Raw genomic sequence first — 19388 nt, forward strand, 5'->3', positions numbered from 1 at the left:
TTGATTTTGCCCATAAGTGCATATTTGAATTTTATGAGGCAAAGGTATCAAAACCTTATGATATAAACCAATTATGAACATCTACTTATGCTTGTTGATTAAAAATAATATTCAGATTTCTAGTTTTGTATTATAGAAAGGATTAGGATATTTTTTATTGATTATCTATTGTATTTTTGAAAGAAAATGCATTTCTTTGTGGTATAGATAAAAAGCAATTTATTATGTTGACTACTGTAGAATATTTATCCTTGCTTCGTGAGTATATGCGAAAGAATTCTGCTAAATATGGTATTTCTCGCATGGGGATATTTGGCTCCGTTGCTCGTGGTGAACAACGTGAGGGTAGTGATGTCGATATTTGTGTTGAAATTGAAAGACCTTCTATCTTTACTTTAGTTCATATTAAAGAAGAATTGGAAAAACTATTGAAATGCCCTGTTGATGTGGTTCGGTTGCGGAATAATATGGATGAATTATTGAGAGGATGTATCAATAAAGATGGAATTTATGTGTAAAAGTCAGATAATAGAATCATTGCTAAAGAAAACTCTCCAAACGGTGGAAAGGATATTAGCGAACTCGGAAACTATTACCTCTCCTTCTTTTTATTTATTGACTCCGTCTGGGATGGAAAGATTGGAGAGTACTTGTATGTTATTAATAGCTATAGGTGAAGGAGTGAAAGGTGTTGATAAATTAACAGATAAAAAGTTATTATCTTTCTATCCAGGGATGGATTGGAAAGGAGTAATGGGAATGAGGGATATAATCGCACATCATTATTTTGATTTAGATGCTGAAATTGTTTATGACGTGATAAAACATGATTTGCCGAAGTTAAAAGATAAGATGTGCTACAGCAAATCGTAGATGATTTGAAAGTATCTAATTAAGCGATTGATTAAATGTTTTTTTATCTCAAATTCCTAAAATACGCCCGCACTTTCCGCATAATCTTGATTCCCATCACTACGCCATCAAATACAGCCATACCGGTATTGAACGAACGCATGATTGCATCTGCCTTATTGGTTGCCGGAGCAAGCGGGGCGAATATTTCGCGTGTAGTAGCTGTCATGACCTTTTTTTGAGCATGGATCTCATTTAAAAGCTTCTTTTTACGTTCGGCAATCTTTTCTAATGTAAATTTCTGCGGGGTCTGCGCATTCATAATTTATTTATTTGAATCAGTTAAAAATAAATTAGCGAGGAAGTTCACCATCGGAGAAATGATGAGCTGCTTGCGGAAAATAATAACCAGGGCGATGAGAACAACATTGATGCCTGCTATGATGGCGAAACTCGACATCAGACCGCCCACTAAAGGCTCCAATATATAAGCAAGAGCAAAAAGCAGATAAAACAGGGCAACCATGCCAAGGATAATAAGTACTAATATCATAATTAACGTGGAAAAAAGTATGGTTAACTTCTCCGTCAATTCTAATTTGGTATATTCTTTTTGAAGCTCCAGATATTTCTTGAACTCGAAAAACAACTGCTGAAAATTCTCAATACTTTTATCGTCTGCAAACATGGTCGCTCTGTTTTTAGTCTTTGGTTACTCACTTATTCTGCTATTTCTCCCTTCATCTCGGCAGCGATCTCGTCAACGAGAGTTTCCATTTCACTGCGATTAAGCTTGATTCCTTTTTTACGAAGAATCTCTGCGATTTTATGACGGGTATCTTCTCCCTTTTCAGGAGCAAATAAAATACCAAGGGCTGCACCTACGGCTGCACCACCCAGAAAAGCTGCTAAAACATTCAATCCTTTCATAATGTATAATGTTTAAAATGATTATGATACAACAAATATAACATTTTTATGGAAAGGTTGTTCGTGAAAACTGAAATTTTTTGCTACGTTTTATAATTCTTTTTTTCTTTTATGGTTTAATCTTATTTAACTGACTTTCGTAGCTAACCTTTGAAGGTTAAGGCGTACTTTTGTTTTCGAATATTGTAAATCAAAACATAATGGAAGCTAAGATTGTTTTTATAACTGGCGCCAGTAGCGGAATTGGTGAGGGGTGTGCCCGTAAATTTGCGAGGGAGGGATGGAATCTGATTCTGAATGCCCGTACCGTATCGAAACTGGAAGAACTGAAAGCTGAACTGGAAGGGGCGTATGGTGTCCGGGTTTATATATTGCCTTTTGATGTGCGCGACCGGAAATTGGCTGCCGCCTCTTTGGAATCATTACCCGAAGAATGGAAGGCGATTGATGTGTTGGTGAACAACGCCGGACTGGTGATCGGTGTGGATAAGGAATTCGAGGGTAGCCTGGATGAATGGGATATCATGATCGATACGAATATAAGGGGACTGTTGGCTATGACGCGTTTGGTGGTGCCCGGTATGGTGGAACGCGGACGCGGACATATTATTAATATAGGATCTATTGCGGGGGATGCCGCTTATCCGGGCGGAAGTGTGTATTGCGCAACGAAAGCTGCCGTGAAGGCTCTTTCGGACGGACTCCGGATTGATCTGGTGGATACTCCATTGAGAGTGACGAATGTCAAACCGGGAATGGTGGAGACAAACTTTACAGTGGTGCGTTATCGGGGAGATAAGGAAGCTGCCGATAATTTTTATAAAGGGATTCGTCCGTTGACGGGAGATGACATTGCAGAAACGGTTTATTTTGCCGCGTCGGCTCCTGCACATATTCAGATTGCGGAGGTACTTTTGATGCCTACTTATCAGGCAACAGGCACTATTTCGTATAAGAAGAAGCCGGAATAGACGTTTTTTTTGACGGATTTCTTTGCCGGATGATAAAATTTCTATTATTTTGTTGCCCGAAACTAAATATAATAGACGAGAATATTGAATTATTAATTAAAACAGAGTATAGGATTATGAAAAAATTAGTCGTATTAGGAATGGGAGTATGCTTGGTGCTAGCATTTGCATCTTGTAAATCCAGCGAAAGTGCCTATAAGAAAGCTTACGAAAAAGCAAAACAGCAAGAATTGGCAGAACCGCAGGTGGAAGCTCCGGTAGAGGTTACTCCGGTGGTTGCAGCTCCTGTGACAACTACTAAAGTGGCAGATACATCCGGCGTTCGTCAGGAAAAGGTTACAGTGGTTTCCGGTAACGAAGGATTGAAAGATTATAGCGTTGTAGCAGGTAGCTTTGGTGTGAAAGCGAATGCTGAAGGCCTGAAAGATTGGTTGGACGGACAGGGATATCACTCTACGATTGCATTTAATGCTGATAAGGCAATGTATCGTGTGATTGTGAACTCTTTTGCTGACAAGACTGCTGCTGCTGAAGCTCGCGATGCATTCAAGGCTAAATACCCGAACCGTTCGGATTTCCAGGGTGCTTGGTTGCTGTATCGTGTATATTGATTTCTTTTTGGTAATATATATTGGAAAGAACGAACGTTTTTTTCCGAATAAGAAGGCGGTAACTGGGAAGTTACTGCTTTTTTATTGAAAATGAGTGGCTTTTTCGTTTAGATATTTTTATCTTTCTACTAAAAGAAGTTATAAATGATAGTGGGGAAACTTTTATAGCAAAGAAAGTTTTTACTTTTGTCAACTCTTAATTTGGAGGATGTTTTGCCTGAATGTGAATAGGGCATTAATTTAGAGATTGAATGGAACAAAAATATGTAATGGCTGCTATCGACGCGGCTCTAAAAGCAGGTGAAAAGATTCTTTCTATTTATAATGATCCGGCATCGGACTTTGAAATAGAGAGGAAAGCTGACAACTCTCCGCTAACTATAGCAGACAGAAAAGCGCATGAAGCGATTGTGGCTATTCTGAACGATACTCCTTTTCCTGTTCTTAGTGAAGAAGGGAAGCATTTAGGGTATGAGATCCGTCGAGGATGGGATACTTTATGGATTGTAGATCCGCTGGATGGAACGAAGGAGTTTATTAAGCGCAATGGAGAATTTACGGTAAATATCGCTTTGGTGCAGAACTCTGTACCTGTATTCGGTATTATTTATGTGCCTGTTAAAAAAGAACTTTATTTCGGGATCGAAGGTGTAGGGGCTTATAAATGTTCCGGTATTGTCAGTTTGGAAGATGACGGCGTGGCATTGGAACAACTGATTGGGAAGTCGGAACAGATACCTTTGAAGGAGGTGCACGATCATCTGATCGTGGTTGCTTCCCGTTCGCACCTGTCGCCTGAAACGGAATCATATATTGCAGATTTGAAGAAGAAACACGGCAGTGTGGAGTTGATTTCGAGCGGAAGTTCAATTAAAATCTGTCTGGTTGCTGAAGGTAAGGCTGATGTATATCCGCGTTTCGCTCCGACGATGGAGTGGGATACGGCTGCCGGGCATGCGATAGCCCGTGCTGCAGGGATGGAAGTATATCAGGCTGGAAAGGAAGAACCTCTACGATATAATAAGGAGGATTTATTGAATCCGTGGTTTATCGTTGAGCCAAAAAGAGAACACTAAATAATGTTTATATGACATTTGAAATTGTATTTGTACTATTATCCCTATTAGGAATGGTAGCGGCTTTGATAGCAGATAAGATGCGTCCGGGCATGATACTTTTTTCGGTAGTGGTTTTGTTTCTGTGTGCCGGCATTCTGACTCCTAAGGAGATGCTGGAAGGGTTTAGTAATAAAGGGATGATTACCGTTGCTCTGCTGTTTCTGGTGAGTGAGGGTATTCGTCAGTCGGGCACATTGGGACAAGTGATTAAGAAGTTGCTTCCGCAAGGAAAGACGACAGTATTTAAGGCACAGTTGCGTATCTTACCTTCGGTGGCATTTATTTCTGCCTTTCTGAATAATACGCCTGTTGTGGTTATTTTTGCCCCGATTATCAAGCATTGGGCTAAGTCGGTGAATCTCCCGGCTACGAAGTTTCTGATTCCTCTTTCTTATGTGACTATTTTGGGAGGTATCTGTACCTTGATCGGTACTTCTACCAATCTGGTGGTGCACGGTATGATATTGGAGGCCGGATTTGAAGGCTTTTCTATGTTCGAGCTCGGAAAGGTGGGTATTTTTATAGCTATTGCCGGTATCATTTATATATTTCTTTTCTCTAAACGTCTTTTGCCGGATGCACGTCCGGATACGGCTGTGCCGGATGAAGAAGTAGAAGAAGGGGAGAAGTTGCATCGGGTAGAGGCTGTTTTGGGTGCCCGTTTTCCCGGTATCAATAAAAAACTGAAGGATTTTAATTTCCAGCGTCATTACGGTGCGGAGGTAAAAGAGATTAAAACACGTAACGGACAACGTTTTGTGTCGAATCTGGAGGAAGTGGTACTTCACGAAGGGGATACATTGGTGGTGATGGCGGATGATACGTTTATTCCGACATGGGGGGAATCTTCTGTGTTTGTCTTGTTGACGAATGGGAATGAGCCGGATACTACCGGGAAGAAGAAGCGTTGGTTTGCTTTGCTGTTGCTGGTTCTGATGATTGTCGGCGCAACGGTGGGTGAGCTTCCGATAACGAAGGAGATGTTTCCGGATATCAAACTGGATATGTTTTTCTTTGTGTCTATTACTACTATTATTATGGCATGGACGAATCTGTTCCCTGCCCGTAAATATACTAAATATATTTCGTGGGATATTCTGATTACTATTGCCTGTGCTTTTGCTATCAGTAAGGCAATGGTGAACTCTGGTGTGGCGGATAGTGTTGCGAAGTTTATTATCGGGTTGAGTGATGATTACGGCCCGCATGTGTTGCTTGCAATGGTATTTATTATCACGAACTTGTTTACGGAATTGATAACTAATAATGCAGCAGCGGCTTTGGCGTTTCCTTTGGCACTGTCAATCTCTGCCCAATTAGGAGTGAGCCCTACGCCTTTCTTTGTGGTGATCTGTATGGCTGCATCTGCCAGCTTCTCGACACCGATCGGTTATCAGACAAATTTGATTGTGCAAGGTATCGGTAACTATAAGTTTACGGATTTTGTACGTATCGGGTTGCCGCTTAATATTATCACTTTCTTAATCTCTATTATTCTGATCCCGTTGATCTGGAACTTTTAAATAAAATTGTAAATGGAAGAAAAGAACCATATATATCCGATATTTGACCGCATGATGACGCGGCAGGACAAAGAAGAGCTTTTGGGGCAACACAGTGTGATGATCTGGTTTACCGGATTGAGTGGTTCCGGAAAGAGCACGATTGCTATCGCATTGGAACGTGAACTTCATAAGCGTGGATTGCTTTGCCGTATCCTGGATGGGGATAATATCCGTAGTGGAATTAATAATAACCTGGGATTCTCCGAAACGGACCGGGTGGAAAATATCCGTCGCATAGCGGAAGTGTCGAAGTTGTTTCTGGATAGTGGTATCATTACGATTGCTGCATTTATCAGCCCTAATAATGATATTCGCGAAATGGCTGCAAACATTATTGGTAAGGATGATTTTCTGGAGGTTTTCGTTAGTACTCCGCTGGAGGAATGTGAGAAACGTGATGTGAAAGGATTGTATGCGAAGGCACGGAAAGGGGAAATTCAGAATTTTACAGGAATTTCCGCACCTTTCGAGGTTCCCGAACATCCGGCTTTGTCACTGGATACTTCCAAATTGACTTTGGAGGAGTCGGTGAACCGTTTGTTGGAGCTTGTTTTGCCAAAAGTGAAGTGTATAAAATGAAATAAATATGGAAGAATATAAATTAAGCCACTTGAAGGAGCTCGAAGCCGAGTCTATTCATATCATCCGCGAGGTGGCGGCGGAATTTGAGAATCCGGTGATGCTTTACAGTATCGGAAAGGATTCCTCGGTGATGGTACGCTTGGCTGAAAAAGCGTTTTATCCGGGTAAAGTGCCATTCCCGTTGATGCATATCGATTCGAAATGGAAGTTCAAGGAGATGATTCAGTTTCGTGATGAATATGCGAAGAAGTACGGATGGAATCTGATTGTTGAAAGTAATATGGAGGCTTTTCATGCAGGGGTAGGACCTTTTACGCATGGAAGCAAGGTGCATACGGACTTGATGAAGACGCAGGCTTTGCTTCATGCGTTGGATAAGTATAAGTTTGATGCTGCATTTGGTGGTGCCCGTCGTGACGAGGAGAAGTCACGTGCGAAGGAACGTATTTTCTCTTTCCGGGATAAGTTTCACCAATGGGACCCGAAGAATCAGCGTCCTGAATTGTGGGATATTTATAATGCCCGCGTGCATAAGGGGGAAAGTATTCGTGTATTCCCGATTAGCAACTGGACTGAATTGGATATTTGGCAGTATATTCGCTTGGAGAATATTCCGATCGTTCCGTTATATTATGCTAAGGAGCGTCCGGTAATTAATTTGGATGGCAATATTATTATGGCGGATGATGACCGTTTGCCTGAAAAGTACCGTGACCAGATTGAAATGAAGATGGTTCGTTTTCGTACGTTGGGCTGTTGGCCTCTGACAGGGGCAGTGGAAAGTGGAGCTGCTACGATTGAAGAGATTGTGGAGGAAATGATGACTACAACGAAGAGTGAACGTACTACCCGTGTGATTGACTTTGACCAGGAGGGTAGTATGGAACAAAAGAAGCGTGAGGGATACTTTTAATTGTAACTAGTTATGGCAGATAATAAATTAGATATAAAAGCTTTTCTGGACAAGGATGAACAGAAAGACTTGTTGAGACTGTTGACTGCGGGTTCGGTAGATGATGGAAAATCAACGTTGATCGGACGCTTGTTGTTTGACAGTAAGAAACTGTATGAGGATCAGTTGGATGCACTGGAGCGTGATAGTAAACGTGTGGGGAATGCGGGCGAGCATATTGACTATGCGTTATTGCTCGATGGATTGAAGGCTGAACGTGAACAGGGTATTACGATTGACGTGGCTTATCGCTATTTCTCAACGAATGGTCGTAAGTTTATCATCGCGGATACTCCGGGACACGAACAGTATACCCGTAATATGATTACCGGGGGATCTACGGCTAACTTGGCTATTATCTTGGTGGATGCTCGTACCGGAGTGATTACCCAGACTCGTCGCCATACTTTCCTGGTGTCTTTGCTAGGAATCAAGCATGTGGTGTTGGCTGTCAACAAGATGGACCTGGTGGGTTTCTCGGAAGAGCGTTTTAACGAGATTGTGGCTGACTATAAGAAGTTTGTTGCTCCATTAGGTATTCCTGACGTCAACTGTATTCCACTTTCTGCATTGGATGGGGATAATGTGGTGGATAAGTCTGAACGTACTCCGTGGTACAAGGGGATTTCTTTGCTCGATTTCCTTGAAACGGTTCATATTGATAATGACCATAATTTTACGGATTTCCGTTTCCCGGTTCAGTATGTGCTTCGTCCGAATCTGGATTTCAGAGGATTCTGTGGTAAAGTTGCATCCGGTATCGTTCGCAAAGGGGATACGGTGATGGCGCTTCCTTCCGGAAAAACATCTAAGGTGAAGAGTATCGTGACTTATGACGGGGAATTGGATTATGCTTTCCCACCGCAGTCTGTGACCTTGACATTGGAGGATGAGATCGATGTGTCGCGCGGCGAAATGTTGGTGCATCCTGACAATCTGCCAACGGTGGATCGTAACTTTGATGCTATGATGGTCTGGATGGATGAAGAACCGATGGATGTAAATAAGTCGTTCTTTATTAAGCAGACTACCAATTTGAGTCGTACGCGTATTGATACGATAAAGTATAAGGTGGACGTGAATACGATGGAGCATCTGTCTCTGGAGAATGGTCAGCTGACTAAAGAGACGTTGCCTTTGCAGTTGAATCAGATTGCCCGTGTGGTGCTGACTACGGCTAAGGAATTGTTCTTTGATCCTTATAAGAAGAATAAATCTTGTGGCTCATTTATCCTGATTGACCCGATCACTAATAATACTTCGGCAGTAGGTATGATTATCGACCGCGTGGAAATGAAAGATATGAGTGACACGGAGGATATTCCGGTATTGGATATGGCAAAACTGGGAATTGCTCCGGAACATTATGAAGCGGTAGAGAAAGCTGTGAAGGAACTGGAACGTCAGGGCCTTGCAGTGCGACTAATAAAATAGATTGTTCAACAATAAATTGAAAACTGAAAATGACAGCATTCTGTCGTCTTTAATTTTTAATTCTTAATTTCTAATTAATAAAGTGGGATTACTCGAATTTAATAAACTTCCGATTAATACATTGGTAGGTGCCGACTGGAAGACATTCAAGGCTATCACCGCCGGGCGTGAAATTGACGCAGCCTACAAAGGTAAATACCGATTGACGAAGGCTGTGTGCCGATTGCTTTCTCCACTGGCGTCATTACAAGACAGGCGTTACGAGAAGTTGCTGGCTAATCAGCCATTGGAGCATGATCCGGTGTTCATTTTGGGACACTGGCGGAGTGGAACTACATTTGTACATAATGTGTTCTCTTGTGACAAGCATTTTGGGTATAACACTACTTATCAGACTGTATTTCCTCATCTGATGATGTGGGGACAGCCTTTCTTCAAAAAGAATATGAGTTGGCTGATGCCGGATAAACGTCCGACGGATAATATGGAATTGGCAGTGGATCTTCCCCAGGAAGAGGAGTTTGCTTTGTCGAACATGATGCCTTATACATATTATAATTTCTGGTTCCTGCCGAAATATCAGCAGGAGTATGCCGATAAGTATCTTTTGTTTGATGATATAACGGATGCCGAGTTGAAGGTGTTTGAAGAGGTGTTCACGAAGTTGATTAAGATCTCTTTGTGGAATACCCGTGGTACTCAATTCCTTAGCAAGAATCCTCCGCATACCGGCAGGGTGAAGGAGCTGGTGAAAATGTTCCCGAATGCTAAGTTTATCTACCTGATGCGTAATCCGTATACTGTATTCGAATCTACACGCAGTTTCTTTACCAATACGATTCAGCCGCTGAAATTGCAGGATGTCAGCAATGAACAATTAGAGGAAAATATCCTTTCTATCTATGCAAAACTTTATCATAAGTATGAATCGGATAAGAAATTTATTCCGGAAGGTAACTTGATGGAAGTGAAGTTTGAAGATTTTGAAGCGGATGCGATGGGAATGACGGAGAATATTTATCAGTCTCTTTCTATCCCCGGATTTGCCGAAGCACGTAGTGATATAGAAAAATATGTGGGCGGAAAGAAGGGATATAAGAAGAATAAATATAAATATGACGACCGTACGATTCGTTTGGTAGAAGAGAATTGGGATTTTGCTTTGAAACAATGGGATTATAATTTATAAGAAGAAAAAGAAAGGAAAAGTATTGATGATTCAGAAAAGCGTTCATCGCCTGTTGATGACAGGTTTCGTTGCATTTATTTCTTCCTTGTCTTTGATGGCGCAACATAAAGTTGAAATGCTTCCTTTTGGGGACATGGATCAATGGGTGGACCGTCAGATAAAGGAATCGAGCATTATCGGTGGGAATACAAAGAATGTATATGCGATAGGGCCGACGACGGTAATTAAGGGAGATCAGGTTTATAAGAATATGGGCGGATCGCCTTGGGCTACTTCAAATGTGATGGCGAAAGTTGCCGGTATTACGAAAACTAATACTTCGGTATTCCCGGAGAAGCGGGGAGATGGATATTGCGCCCGTTTGGATACGCGCATGGAGAGTGTGAAAGTGTTGGGACTGGTTAATATTACGGTGTTGGCGGCTGGCTCTGTCTTTACCGGTTCGGTGCATGAGCCGATTAAGGGTACTAAAAACCCACAGAAAATGTTGCAGACCGGTATTCCGTTTACCAAAAAGCCGGTGGCTCTTCAGTTTGACTATAAAGTGAAGATGTCCGACCGGGAGAACCGTATTCGCGCTACCGGTTTCAGCAAGATTACGGATGTTCCCGGAAAAGATTATCCGGCAGCTATCCTGCTTCTGCAAAAACGTTGGGAAGATGCCAATGGAAATGTGTATGCAAAACGGATAGGGACTATGGTGACTTATTACTATCATTCTACAGACTGGAAAAATAATGCGACTTATGAAATTATGTACGGTGACATCACGAATCGTCCGGAATATAAGTCGCACATGATGCGTTTGCAGGCGACTGAAAGTTATACGGTGAACAGTAAGGGTGAAAGCGTGCCTATTCATGAAGTGGCCTGGGGAGATGAAAATGATGTTCCGACTCATATGTGTCTTCAGTTCACGTCCAGTCATGGAGGAGCCTATATCGGTTCTCCGGGAAATACACTGTGGATTGACAATGTAAAACTGGTATATTAACTAAAGTATATAGACAAAGAATAGAAATAGTCAGTGATCTAATTTCATCACTGACTATTTTTTTTGTTTTAATTCTTCCACAACAAACCCCTTCAGATGCCTTCTGAAGTTATATTACACTTTTATCGCTCTATAAAATTCTATGAATGAATGAAAAATTACGTGTTTTTTTGTTTGTGTTATATTAAATATCTATATTTGCACTAATTTTAGAAGAAAGGATGACGTTTATTGTCTCTTAGTCAGGTGTGGAACATTTGGGTTGTGTATCTAGCCTGTAAGACAATTGAAATATATTATTTACTAAAATAAATTGAGATGAAAAAGGGTTTATTGTTTATTTTATTGGCAGCAGTCTCTGTATGTCTGCCTGCACAAGAAAAAGAAAATGCAGCAAAGAGTTATAGAGTGGAAACAAATCGCTTTGGTGCTAACTGGTTTATTAGTGGTGGCGTTGGCGCACAAATGTATTTTGGCGACAATGATGGTAAAGCTGACTTCGGAAAACGTCTTGCTCCGGCACTTGACATTGCTGTAGGTAAGTGGTTTACTCCGGGTATCGGATTACGTGTAGCTTACAACGGGCTTCAGGCTAAAGGTGCTACTCCTAATGCTAATGGTCCGCTTGTAGACGGAGGACAGTATTCTAATGGCTACTACAAAGAAAAGTGGAATGTGATGAACTTCCATGGAGATGTAATGCTGAATCTTTCCAATATGATTTGTGGTTATAGAGAAGATCGTCTGTATTCATTCATTCCTTATGCAGGAGCTGGATTTGTACATTCAGGAAAAGGTGCAGGTTACGACGAACTGGGTATCAATGCCGGTTTGATCAACCGTTTCCGTTTGTCTTCTGCTTTGGATCTTAACGTTGAATTGCGTGGACTTTTGATGAAAGGCGCATTCGGCAATTCAGGTCCTGAAGGATTGGCTGGTCTGACTATAGGTGTTACTTACAAGTTTAAGAAACGTGGTTGGGATGCTGTTCCTACTGTACCAATGGTTCCGGAAAGCCAGTTGAACGACATGAGAGACAGAGTGAACGCTTTGAAGGGTGAAAACGAATCTTTGAAACGTGACTTGGTTGAAGCTCGTAACAAGAAACCTGAAGTGATCGTTAAGAAAGAAGCTGGATTCGTTCCACGTCTGGTTGTTGTATTCAATATCGGAAAGAGCAACATCAGCAAGAGAGAATACATGAATATTGAAGCTATGGCTAAGGGTATCAAAGCAACTGATAAAGTGTTTACTATAACAGGATATGCTGATAAGGGTACTGGTTCTGCTGAATACAACATGAAGTTGAGTAAGAAGAGAGCTGAAGCTGTTCGTGACCTGATGGTTAATGAATTTGGTGTTCCTGCTTCTCAATTGAAGGTTGATTACAAGGGTGGTGTAGGCAACATGTTCTATGATGATGCTAAGTTAAGCCGTGTAGCTATTGTTGAAGAATAATATACATTTGAAATAATAGAATAAAAGAGACGTTTCCTTTCACGGGAAGCGTCTTTTTTGTATTTTTGTACCCCATGAGCAGAATAGTAGCAATAGATTATGGAAGAAAGCGTACCGGAATAGCTGTGAGCGATACAATGCAGCTGATCGCAAACGGATTGACGACGGTGCCCACGCATGAACTTCTGAACTTTATCGGTGAATATATAGCTAAAGAACCGGTGGAGCGGATTATTATTGGATTGCCCAAGCAAATGAATAATGAGGTTTCGGAGAATATGAAGAATATAGAGCCTTTTGTTCGTTCGCTGAAAAAGCGTTATCCGGACCTTCCGGTCGAATATGTGGACGAACGTTTCACTTCTGTTCTTGCACACCGTACCATGCTGGAGGCAGGTTTGAAGAAAAAAGACCGCCAAAACAAGGCATTGGTGGACGAAATAAGTGCTACTATTATTTTGCAAACATATTTGGAGAGTAAACGTTTTTAGTATAGGACATAAGAATAACTTAATTTTTTAGTAGAGTATAAAAGTATGATTTTACCTATTTATGTATATGGTCAACCTGTATTGAGAAAGGTTGCAGAGGACATAACACCGGATTATCCGAATCTGAAAGAGTTGATTGAGAACATGTTCGAAACAATGGTACATGCGGACGGTGTAGGATTGGCTGCTCCACAGATTGGTTTGCCTATTCGCGTGGTTACGATTACATTGGATCCGCTTTCGGAGGAATATCCTGAATTTAAAGACTTTAATAAGGCGTATATCAATCCCCACATTCTGGAAGTAGGGGGTGAAGAAGTGAGTATGGAAGAGGGATGCTTAAGCCTTCCCGGTATTCACGAAACAGTGAAAAGGGGTGATAAAATTCGCGTGAAATATATGGACGAGAATTTTGTGGAGCATGAAGAAGAGGTGGAAGGTTATCTGGCTCGGGTGATGCAACATGAGTTCGATCATTTGGATGGTAAGATGTTCATTGACCATATCTCACCGCTTCGTAAGCAGATGATTAAAGGAAAGCTGAATACGATGTTGAAGGGAAAAGCGCGCAGTTCATATAAGATGAAACAGGTGAAATAAAGATAAAAAACGTTTATATCCCTGTTAAGTAAGCGAAAAGCATTATTTTTGCTTCGTTTACAAGCATAAAATATCAATGGTAAAAAGAATCTTAACAGTTTTATTACTGTTCCCAACGCTGGTGTGTGCTCAAATAAATACGGATCGGGTGATGACTATTGCCCGAAACGCTCTTTATTTTGAGGACTATGTACTTTCTATTCAGTATTTTAACCAGGTTATTAACGCTAAGCCTTATCTGTATGAACCTTATTTCTTCAGGGCATTGGCTAAACTGAATCTGGAGGATTTTCAGGGTGCTGAAGCAGACTGTGATGCAGCTATCCAACGCAATCCATTTGTGGTGGGTGCTTATCAGATTCGTGGTTTGGCAAGGATTCGTCAGAGTAAATTTGATGGAGCGATTGAGGATTATAAGAAAGCATTGCATTATGATCCGGAGAATATTACTTTATGGCATAACCTGACATTATCTCATATCCAGAAGAAGGATTATAATGCTGCGAAAGAGGATTTGGAAAGCTTGTTGAAGGTGTCTCCACGCTATACCCGTGCTTATTTGATGAGGGGGGAAGTGTCTTTACAACAGAAAGATACGATTGCTGCCTTGAATGACTTCAATAAGGCGCTTGAGCTGGATAAATATGATCCGGATGCTTGGGCTGCAAGAGCGATTGTTAAATTACAACAGGCTAAGTATGCGGAAGCGGAAGCGGATTTCAACCGTGCTATTCCGTTGAGTGCTAAGAATGCTGGAAATTATATAAACCGTGCATTGGCTCGTTTTCATCAGAATAATTTAAGAGGTGCCATGAGCGATTATGATCTGGCATTGGATATTGATCCGAATAACTTTATCGGTCATTATAACCGCGGTTTGTTACGTGCACAGGTAGGAGATGATAACCGGGCTATCGAAGACTTCGACTTTGTTATCAAGATGGAGCCGGATAATATGATGGCTGTCTTTAACCGTGGTTTGCTGCGTGCGCAAACGGGTGATTATCGCGGGGCTATACAAGATTACACAACTGTTATCAATCAGTATCCGAACTTCCTGGCCGGATACTATCAGCGTTCGGAAGCTCGCAGAAAGATTGGAGATAAGAAGGGTGCGGAGCAGGATGAATTTAAAGTCATGAAGGCGCAGATCGACAAGCAGAACGGTGTGACGAACAAAGATGTAGCACAGAACAAGGATAAGGAAAATGATGAGGAAGGCGGAGAGAAGACCCGTAAGAAATCCGATAAGAATATGAATAACTATCGTAAGATAGTGATTGCGGATGATTCTGAAGCCGAACAACGCTATACAAGTGATTATCGTGGTCGTGTGCAGGATAAGAATGTAAATATAACGCTGGAACCGATGTTCGCTTTGACTTATTATGAGAAGATGAGTGACGTGAAACGTTCGGTGAACTTCCACAAATATATTGAAGACTTGAACCGTACGGGTATACTTCCGAAACGTCTTCGTATCACAAATATGGAAGCTCCATTGACGGAAGAACAGGTGAAGGTGCATTTTGCCTTGATTGATACACACACATCGGCGATTGTGGAAGATGACAAGAATGCTTCGAAACGTTTTGCCCGTGCGATTGATTTTTATCTGGTGCAGGACTTCTCGAGTGCGGTTTCTGATTTGACCCAGACGATCTTGCTGGATGGTGATTTCTTCCCGGCATATTTTATGCGTGCATTGATTCGTTGTAAACAGTTGGAATATCAGAAGGCTGAACAAGCTGTCGAAACAGATGTTGTTCCTGGCGATAATAAGCGTAAAGAGATTACCGCGGTAGATTATGAGGTGGTGAGAAAAGATTTGGATAAGGTGATTAATCTGGCTCCGGACTTTGTGTACGCATATTATAATCGTGCTAATGTTTCTGCCATGTTGAAAGATTACCGTGCCGCAATTATTGACTACGATAAGGCGATCGAGCTAAATCCTGATTTTGCGGATGCTTATTTCAATCGTGGACTGACTCACATTTTCTTAGGAAATAATAAGCTGGGCATTTCAGATTTGAGTAAAGCCGGTGAGTTGGGGATTGTTTCTGCTTATAATGTTATCAAACGTTTTACAGATCAATCGGAATAACATTTTTTTGATAAAAAATAGAAAACTCAAAAGATTTAGTTACTTTTGCGTTCAAATTATGAAAATATAACATCATCATATTATGATAAAGATAACATTTCCCGATGGCTCCGTTCGTGAGTATAACGAAGGAGTGAACGGTTTACAGATTGCTGAAAGTATCAGCTCGCGTCTGGCACAGGAAGTGCTGGCATGTGGCGTGAACGGCGAGACTTATGATTTAGGACGTCCTATTAATGAAGATGCTAATTTCGTTCTTTATAAATGGGATGATGAAGAAGGTAAGCATGCATTCTGGCATACAAGTGCACACTTGTTGGCGGAAGCTTTGCAGGAACTTTATCCGGGTATCCAGTTTGGTATCGGACCGGCTATTGAAAACGGATTCTACTATGATGTGGATCCGGGTGAAGCGGTAATTAAAGAAAGCGACCTTCCTGCCATTGAAGCTAAAATGTTGGAACTGGCTGCAAAGAAAGAAGACGTAGTCAGAAAAAGCATCGCAAAAACGGATGCTCTGAAAATGTTTGGTGATCGTGGCGAAACATATAAATGTGAATTGATTTCTGAACTGGAAGACGGACACATTACGACTTATACCCAGGGTGCATTTACTGACCTTTGTCGTGGTCCTCACTTGATGACGACTGCTCCGATCAAGGCTATTAAGTTGACTTCAGTGGCTGGTGCTTATTGGCGTGGTCATGAAGATCGTAAGATGCTGACTCGTATTTATGGTATCACGTTCCCGAAGAAGAAAATGCTGGATGAATATCTGGTGTTATTGGAAGAAGCGAAGAAGCGTGACCATCGTAAGATTGGTAAGGAGATGCAGTTGTTTATGTTCTCCGAAACTGTAGGTAAGGGACTTCCTATGTGGTTGCCGAAAGGTACTGCATTGCGTCTGCGTCTGCAGGAGTTCTTACGTCGTATCCAGACACGTTACGATTATCAGGAGGTGATTACTCCGCCAATCGGTAATAAGTTGCTGTATGTGACTTCGGGTCACTATGCAAAATATGGCAAGGATGCTTTCCAACCTATCCATACTCCGGAAGAGGGGGAAGAGTATTTCTTGAAACCAATGAACTGTCCTCACCACTGTGAGATTTACAAAAACTTCCCACGTTCTTATAAAGACCTTCCGTTGCGTATAGCTGAATTTGGTACGGTTTGTCGTTATGAACAAAGTGGAGAGTTACATGGTTTAACTCGTGTTCGTAGCTTTACGCAGGATGATGCGCATATCTTCTGTCGTCCGGAGCAGGTGAAAGATGAGTTCCTTCGTGTGATGGATATTATATCTATTGTGTTCCGTTCTATGGATTTCCAGAATTTTGAAGCACAGATATCTTTGCGTGATAAAGTGAACCGTGAAAAGTATATTGGTAGCGATGATAACTGGGAAAAAGCGGAACAGGCTATTATCGAGGCTTGTGCGGAGAAGGGCTTGCCTGCTAAGATTGAGTATGGAGAAGCTGCTTTTTATGGTCCTAAGCTTGACTTTATGGTGAAAGACGCTATCGGTCGTCGTTGGCAGCTGGGTACTATCCAGGTTGACTACAACTTGCCGGAACGCTTTGAACTTGAATATATGGGCTCTGATAATCAGAAGCATCGTCCGGTGATGATTCACCGTGCTCCGTTCGGATCAATGGAACGTTTTGTTGCTGTATTGATTGAGCACACTGCCGGTAAGTTCCCATTGTGGCTGACACCGGAACAGGTAGTTATTCTGCCGATCAGTGAGAAGTTCAATGAATATGCAGAACAGGTGAAGATGTATCTGAAAATACACGAAATCCGTGCGATTGTAGATGATCGTAACGAGAAGATCGGCCGCAAGATTCGTGATAATGAAATGAAGCGCATTCCTTATATGCTGATTGTCGGTGAAAAAGAGGCTGAAAATGGTGAAGTTTCTGTTCGTAGACAAGGCGAAGGTGACAAAGGAACCATGAAATTTGAAGAATTTGCTAAAATTTTGAACGAAGAAGTTCAGAATATGATAAATAAATGGTAACTTTGCAGCCGTTTCAAAATAAAATATTTAGTATAACAATAAAAAGATCAAACTAGGAAGTAAACGTTTTTAATGAAGAATGACACTCTAAAAGGGCAATACAGAATCAATGAACAGATTCGTGCCAAGGAAGTTCGCATAGTAAGCGATGATATTGAACCGAAAGTATATCCAATCTTTCAGGCTCTGAAAATGGCTGAAGAAAAAGAATTGGATTTAGTGGAAATTTCTCCTAATGCTCAACCCCCTGTTTGTCGTATTATTGATTATTCTAAATTTCTTTATCAATTAAAGAAACGTCAGAAGGAACAGAAAGCGAAGCAGGTGAAGGTTAATGTGAAGGAGATTCGTTTTGGTCCCCAGACAGATGACCATGATTACAACTTTAAGTTGAAACATGCTAAAGGATTCTTGGAAGACGGTGATAAGGTGAAGGCTTATGTATTCTTTAAAGGTCGTTCTATCCTTTTTAAGGAACAAGGTGAAGTATTGTTGCTTCGTTTTGCGAATGATTTGGAAGACTATGCAAAAGTGGATCAGATGCCGATATTGGAAGGTAAGCGTATGACTATCCAGCTTTCTCCGAAGAAGAAAGAAGCTCCTAAAAAGCCTGCAACGGCCGGAGCACCGAAACCTGCTGCTCCTGCACAAAAAGCAGAGAAGCCGGAAACGAGCGAAGAATAAGAAAAGGATGCGTAACGCGCAGGTATAGTGCGTTGCCATTATATATTTAATAATTTAAAAACAAGTAAGATGCCAAAGATGAAGACTAACTCCGGTTCTAAAAAAAGGTTTACCCTTACCGGAACAGGTAAAATCAAAAGAAAGCACGCTTTTCACAGTCACATTTTGACTAAGAAATCCAAGAAGAGAAAAAGAAATCTGTGCTACTCTACAACTGTTGATACAACAAATGTAAGCCAGGTTAAGGAACTCTTAGCAATGAAGTAATCAAAAGCGTAAAAGTATTATTAAAGTATTAACCGAATGCATTAGCCTGAAGTTCGCTGCGTGAAGTAGCGGCGCTAACATTCAAAAAAAGTAAAACTATGCCAAGATCAGTAAATCATGTTGCTTCAAAAGCAAGAAGAAAGAAAATTTTGAAATTGACCAGAGGTTACTTTGGTGCAAGAAAGAATGTATGGACCGTAGCTAAAAACACTTGGGAAAAGGGTTTGACTTACGCGTTCCGTGACCGTAGAAATAAGAAAAGAAACTTCCGCGCTCTTTGGATACAACGTATCAACGCTGCTGCACGTCTTGAAGGAATGTCTTATTCTAAATTGATGGGCGGTCTGCACAAAGCCGGTATTGAAATAAACCGTAAGGTTTTGGCTGATTTAGCTATGAATCACCCGGAAGCTTTCAAAGCTGTAGTTGCTAAAGCTAAAGCTGCTTAAGCATCAATAGTTTACGAGTTACAAAGGAGGTGTGTCGTAATGCACGATGCACCTCTTTTTTTGTTCATCACTATACAAATCTGTTCACTTTCTTTAAGCTGCGATCTTTTG

At 41.3% G+C, this 19388-nt stretch carries 22 protein-coding genes; 19 read left to right on the top strand and 3 right to left on the bottom strand.

Features of this window, described 5'->3' with window-relative positions:
* The first annotated feature begins 224 nt into the window (after positions 1–224).
* Together KQP79_RS24235 and KQP79_RS24240 are read left to right on the top strand one after the other, a co-directional pair.
* The gene (locus tag KQP79_RS24235; RefSeq protein ID WP_055235438.1) at positions 225–518 is read left to right on the top strand and encodes a nucleotidyltransferase family protein; all 294 of its coding nucleotides are present in this window, start codon (positions 225–227) and stop codon (positions 516–518) included.
* On the top strand, positions 511–873 hold the full coding sequence (locus tag KQP79_RS24240; protein ID WP_229136507.1) for a DUF86 domain-containing protein: 363 nt from the start codon (positions 511–513) through the stop codon (positions 871–873). Before KQP79_RS24235 ends, KQP79_RS24240 begins: the two co-directional genes overlap by 8 nt.
* A 43-nt stretch (positions 874–916) precedes the next feature.
* Here KQP79_RS24240 and KQP79_RS24245 read toward each other — a convergent pair whose 3' ends face one another.
* Genes KQP79_RS24245 through KQP79_RS24255 form a run of 3 tightly spaced genes read right to left on the bottom strand, consistent with a single transcriptional unit; the run spans position 917 to position 1782 of the window.
* Positions 917–1174: a hypothetical protein gene (locus KQP79_RS24245; RefSeq protein WP_061448648.1), complete on the bottom strand. Its 258-nt coding sequence runs from the start codon at positions 1172–1174 to the stop codon at positions 917–919.
* Positions 1175–1177: 3 nt separating this feature from the next.
* On the bottom strand, positions 1178–1540 hold the full coding sequence (locus KQP79_RS24250) for a phage holin family protein (RefSeq protein ID WP_004297511.1): 363 nt from the start codon (positions 1538–1540) through the stop codon (positions 1178–1180).
* A 32-nt stretch (positions 1541–1572) separates the two neighbouring features.
* Positions 1573–1782: a YtxH domain-containing protein gene (locus tag KQP79_RS24255; RefSeq protein ID WP_004297513.1), complete on the bottom strand. Its 210-nt coding sequence runs from the start codon at positions 1780–1782 to the stop codon at positions 1573–1575.
* A 200-nt stretch (positions 1783–1982) separates the two neighbouring features.
* Here KQP79_RS24255 and KQP79_RS24260 point away from each other — a divergent pair, with 200 nt between their 5' ends.
* The 17 genes from KQP79_RS24260 to rplT all read left to right on the top strand — a co-directional run bounded on the left by KQP79_RS24260 (position 1983) and on the right by rplT (position 19277).
* On the top strand, positions 1983–2753 hold the full coding sequence (locus KQP79_RS24260) for an SDR family oxidoreductase (protein ID WP_004307255.1): 771 nt from the start codon (positions 1983–1985) through the stop codon (positions 2751–2753).
* 116 nt (positions 2754–2869) lie between these two features.
* Complete coding sequence (locus KQP79_RS24265; protein ID WP_004311445.1) at positions 2870–3364, top strand: SPOR domain-containing protein; 495 nt, start codon at positions 2870–2872, stop codon at positions 3362–3364.
* 251 nt (positions 3365–3615) lie between these two features.
* Complete coding sequence (cysQ, locus tag KQP79_RS24270; RefSeq protein ID WP_008651639.1) at positions 3616–4440, top strand: 3'(2'),5'-bisphosphate nucleotidase CysQ; 825 nt, start codon at positions 3616–3618, stop codon at positions 4438–4440.
* A gap of 11 nt (positions 4441–4451) precedes the next feature.
* Positions 4452–6005: an SLC13 family permease gene (locus KQP79_RS24275; RefSeq protein ID WP_008644081.1), complete on the top strand. Its 1554-nt coding sequence runs from the start codon at positions 4452–4454 to the stop codon at positions 6003–6005.
* A 12-nt stretch (positions 6006–6017) separates the two neighbouring features.
* The gene (cysC, locus tag KQP79_RS24280; RefSeq protein ID WP_004297522.1) at positions 6018–6626 is read left to right on the top strand and encodes an adenylyl-sulfate kinase; all 609 of its coding nucleotides are present in this window, start codon (positions 6018–6020) and stop codon (positions 6624–6626) included.
* A 7-nt stretch (positions 6627–6633) separates the two neighbouring features.
* Complete coding sequence (cysD, locus tag KQP79_RS24285; protein WP_004297523.1) at positions 6634–7542, top strand: sulfate adenylyltransferase subunit CysD; 909 nt, start codon at positions 6634–6636, stop codon at positions 7540–7542.
* 12 nt (positions 7543–7554) lie between these two features.
* Positions 7555–9015, top strand: coding sequence for a sulfate adenylyltransferase subunit CysN (cysN, locus tag KQP79_RS24290; protein ID WP_004307251.1), 1461 nt, complete (start codon positions 7555–7557; stop codon positions 9013–9015).
* Between the two features lie 82 nt (positions 9016–9097).
* On the top strand, positions 9098–10204 hold the full coding sequence (locus tag KQP79_RS24295) for a sulfotransferase family protein (protein WP_004307250.1): 1107 nt from the start codon (positions 9098–9100) through the stop codon (positions 10202–10204).
* 25 nt (positions 10205–10229) lie between these two features.
* Entirely contained in the window at positions 10230–11198 is a 969-nt protein-coding gene (locus KQP79_RS24300) for a PCMD domain-containing protein (protein WP_004307249.1), read from the top strand.
* 318 nt (positions 11199–11516) lie between these two features.
* Entirely contained in the window at positions 11517–12656 is a 1140-nt protein-coding gene (locus tag KQP79_RS24305) for an OmpA family protein (protein WP_008644083.1), read from the top strand.
* 74 nt (positions 12657–12730) lie between these two features.
* Positions 12731–13147, top strand: coding sequence for a Holliday junction resolvase RuvX (gene ruvX, locus KQP79_RS24310; protein ID WP_004307247.1), 417 nt, complete (start codon positions 12731–12733; stop codon positions 13145–13147).
* A 45-nt stretch (positions 13148–13192) separates the two neighbouring features.
* A complete protein-coding gene (def, locus tag KQP79_RS24315) occupies positions 13193–13747 on the top strand; it encodes a peptide deformylase (protein ID WP_004297529.1) in 555 nt (184 codons plus the stop codon).
* Positions 13748–13823: 76 nt separating this feature from the next.
* Complete coding sequence (locus tag KQP79_RS24320) at positions 13824–15854, top strand: tetratricopeptide repeat protein (protein ID WP_004319106.1); 2031 nt, start codon at positions 13824–13826, stop codon at positions 15852–15854.
* Between the two features lie 82 nt (positions 15855–15936).
* Positions 15937–17877, top strand: a complete 1941-nt coding sequence (gene thrS, locus KQP79_RS24325) for a threonine--tRNA ligase (protein ID WP_004297531.1) — start codon at positions 15937–15939, stop codon at positions 17875–17877.
* Between the two features lie 72 nt (positions 17878–17949).
* Positions 17950–18561: a translation initiation factor IF-3 gene (gene infC / locus KQP79_RS24330; protein WP_004307244.1), complete on the top strand. Its 612-nt coding sequence runs from the start codon at positions 17950–17952 to the stop codon at positions 18559–18561.
* 69 nt (positions 18562–18630) lie between these two features.
* Positions 18631–18828: a 50S ribosomal protein L35 gene (rpmI, locus tag KQP79_RS24335; RefSeq protein ID WP_004297539.1), complete on the top strand. Its 198-nt coding sequence runs from the start codon at positions 18631–18633 to the stop codon at positions 18826–18828.
* 98 nt (positions 18829–18926) lie between these two features.
* Positions 18927–19277, top strand: a complete 351-nt coding sequence (rplT, locus tag KQP79_RS24340) for a 50S ribosomal protein L20 (protein WP_004297540.1) — start codon at positions 18927–18929, stop codon at positions 19275–19277.
* Positions 19278–19388 lie beyond the last annotated feature (111 nt).

The organism is Bacteroides sp. DH3716P (genome assembly GCF_025914115.1).
GTDB lineage: Bacteria > Bacteroidota > Bacteroidia > Bacteroidales > Bacteroidaceae > Bacteroides > Bacteroides ovatus.

Bases quoted from the DNA above. Each gene is read 5' to 3' on its own strand.
- KQP79_RS24235 (WP_055235438.1), top strand. From the start codon at position 225: ATGTTGACTACTGTAGAATATTTATCCTTGCTTCGTGAGTATATGCGA.
- KQP79_RS24240 (WP_229136507.1), top strand. From the start codon at position 511: ATGTGTAAAAGTCAGATAATAGAATCATTGCTAAAGAAAACTCTCCAA.
- KQP79_RS24245 (WP_061448648.1), bottom strand. From the start codon at position 1,174: ATGAATGCGCAGACCCCGCAGAAATTTACATTAGAAAAGATTGCCGAA.
- KQP79_RS24250 (WP_004297511.1), bottom strand. From the start codon at position 1,540: ATGTTTGCAGACGATAAAAGTATTGAGAATTTTCAGCAGTTGTTTTTC.
- KQP79_RS24255 (WP_004297513.1), bottom strand. From the start codon at position 1,782: ATGAAAGGATTGAATGTTTTAGCAGCTTTTCTGGGTGGTGCAGCCGTA.
- KQP79_RS24260 (WP_004307255.1), top strand. From the start codon at position 1,983: ATGGAAGCTAAGATTGTTTTTATAACTGGCGCCAGTAGCGGAATTGGT.
- KQP79_RS24265 (WP_004311445.1), top strand. From the start codon at position 2,870: ATGAAAAAATTAGTCGTATTAGGAATGGGAGTATGCTTGGTGCTAGCA.
- cysQ (WP_008651639.1), top strand. From the start codon at position 3,616: ATGGAACAAAAATATGTAATGGCTGCTATCGACGCGGCTCTAAAAGCA.
- KQP79_RS24275 (WP_008644081.1), top strand. From the start codon at position 4,452: ATGACATTTGAAATTGTATTTGTACTATTATCCCTATTAGGAATGGTA.
- cysC (WP_004297522.1), top strand. From the start codon at position 6,018: ATGGAAGAAAAGAACCATATATATCCGATATTTGACCGCATGATGACG.
- cysD (WP_004297523.1), top strand. From the start codon at position 6,634: ATGGAAGAATATAAATTAAGCCACTTGAAGGAGCTCGAAGCCGAGTCT.
- cysN (WP_004307251.1), top strand. From the start codon at position 7,555: ATGGCAGATAATAAATTAGATATAAAAGCTTTTCTGGACAAGGATGAA.
- KQP79_RS24300 (WP_004307249.1), top strand. From the start codon at position 10,230: ATGATTCAGAAAAGCGTTCATCGCCTGTTGATGACAGGTTTCGTTGCA.
- KQP79_RS24305 (WP_008644083.1), top strand. From the start codon at position 11,517: ATGAAAAAGGGTTTATTGTTTATTTTATTGGCAGCAGTCTCTGTATGT.
- ruvX (WP_004307247.1), top strand. From the start codon at position 12,731: ATGAGCAGAATAGTAGCAATAGATTATGGAAGAAAGCGTACCGGAATA.
- def (WP_004297529.1), top strand. From the start codon at position 13,193: ATGATTTTACCTATTTATGTATATGGTCAACCTGTATTGAGAAAGGTT.
- KQP79_RS24320 (WP_004319106.1), top strand. From the start codon at position 13,824: ATGGTAAAAAGAATCTTAACAGTTTTATTACTGTTCCCAACGCTGGTG.
- thrS (WP_004297531.1), top strand. From the start codon at position 15,937: ATGATAAAGATAACATTTCCCGATGGCTCCGTTCGTGAGTATAACGAA.
- infC (WP_004307244.1), top strand. From the start codon at position 17,950: ATGAAGAATGACACTCTAAAAGGGCAATACAGAATCAATGAACAGATT.
- rpmI (WP_004297539.1), top strand. From the start codon at position 18,631: ATGCCAAAGATGAAGACTAACTCCGGTTCTAAAAAAAGGTTTACCCTT.
- rplT (WP_004297540.1), top strand. From the start codon at position 18,927: ATGCCAAGATCAGTAAATCATGTTGCTTCAAAAGCAAGAAGAAAGAAA.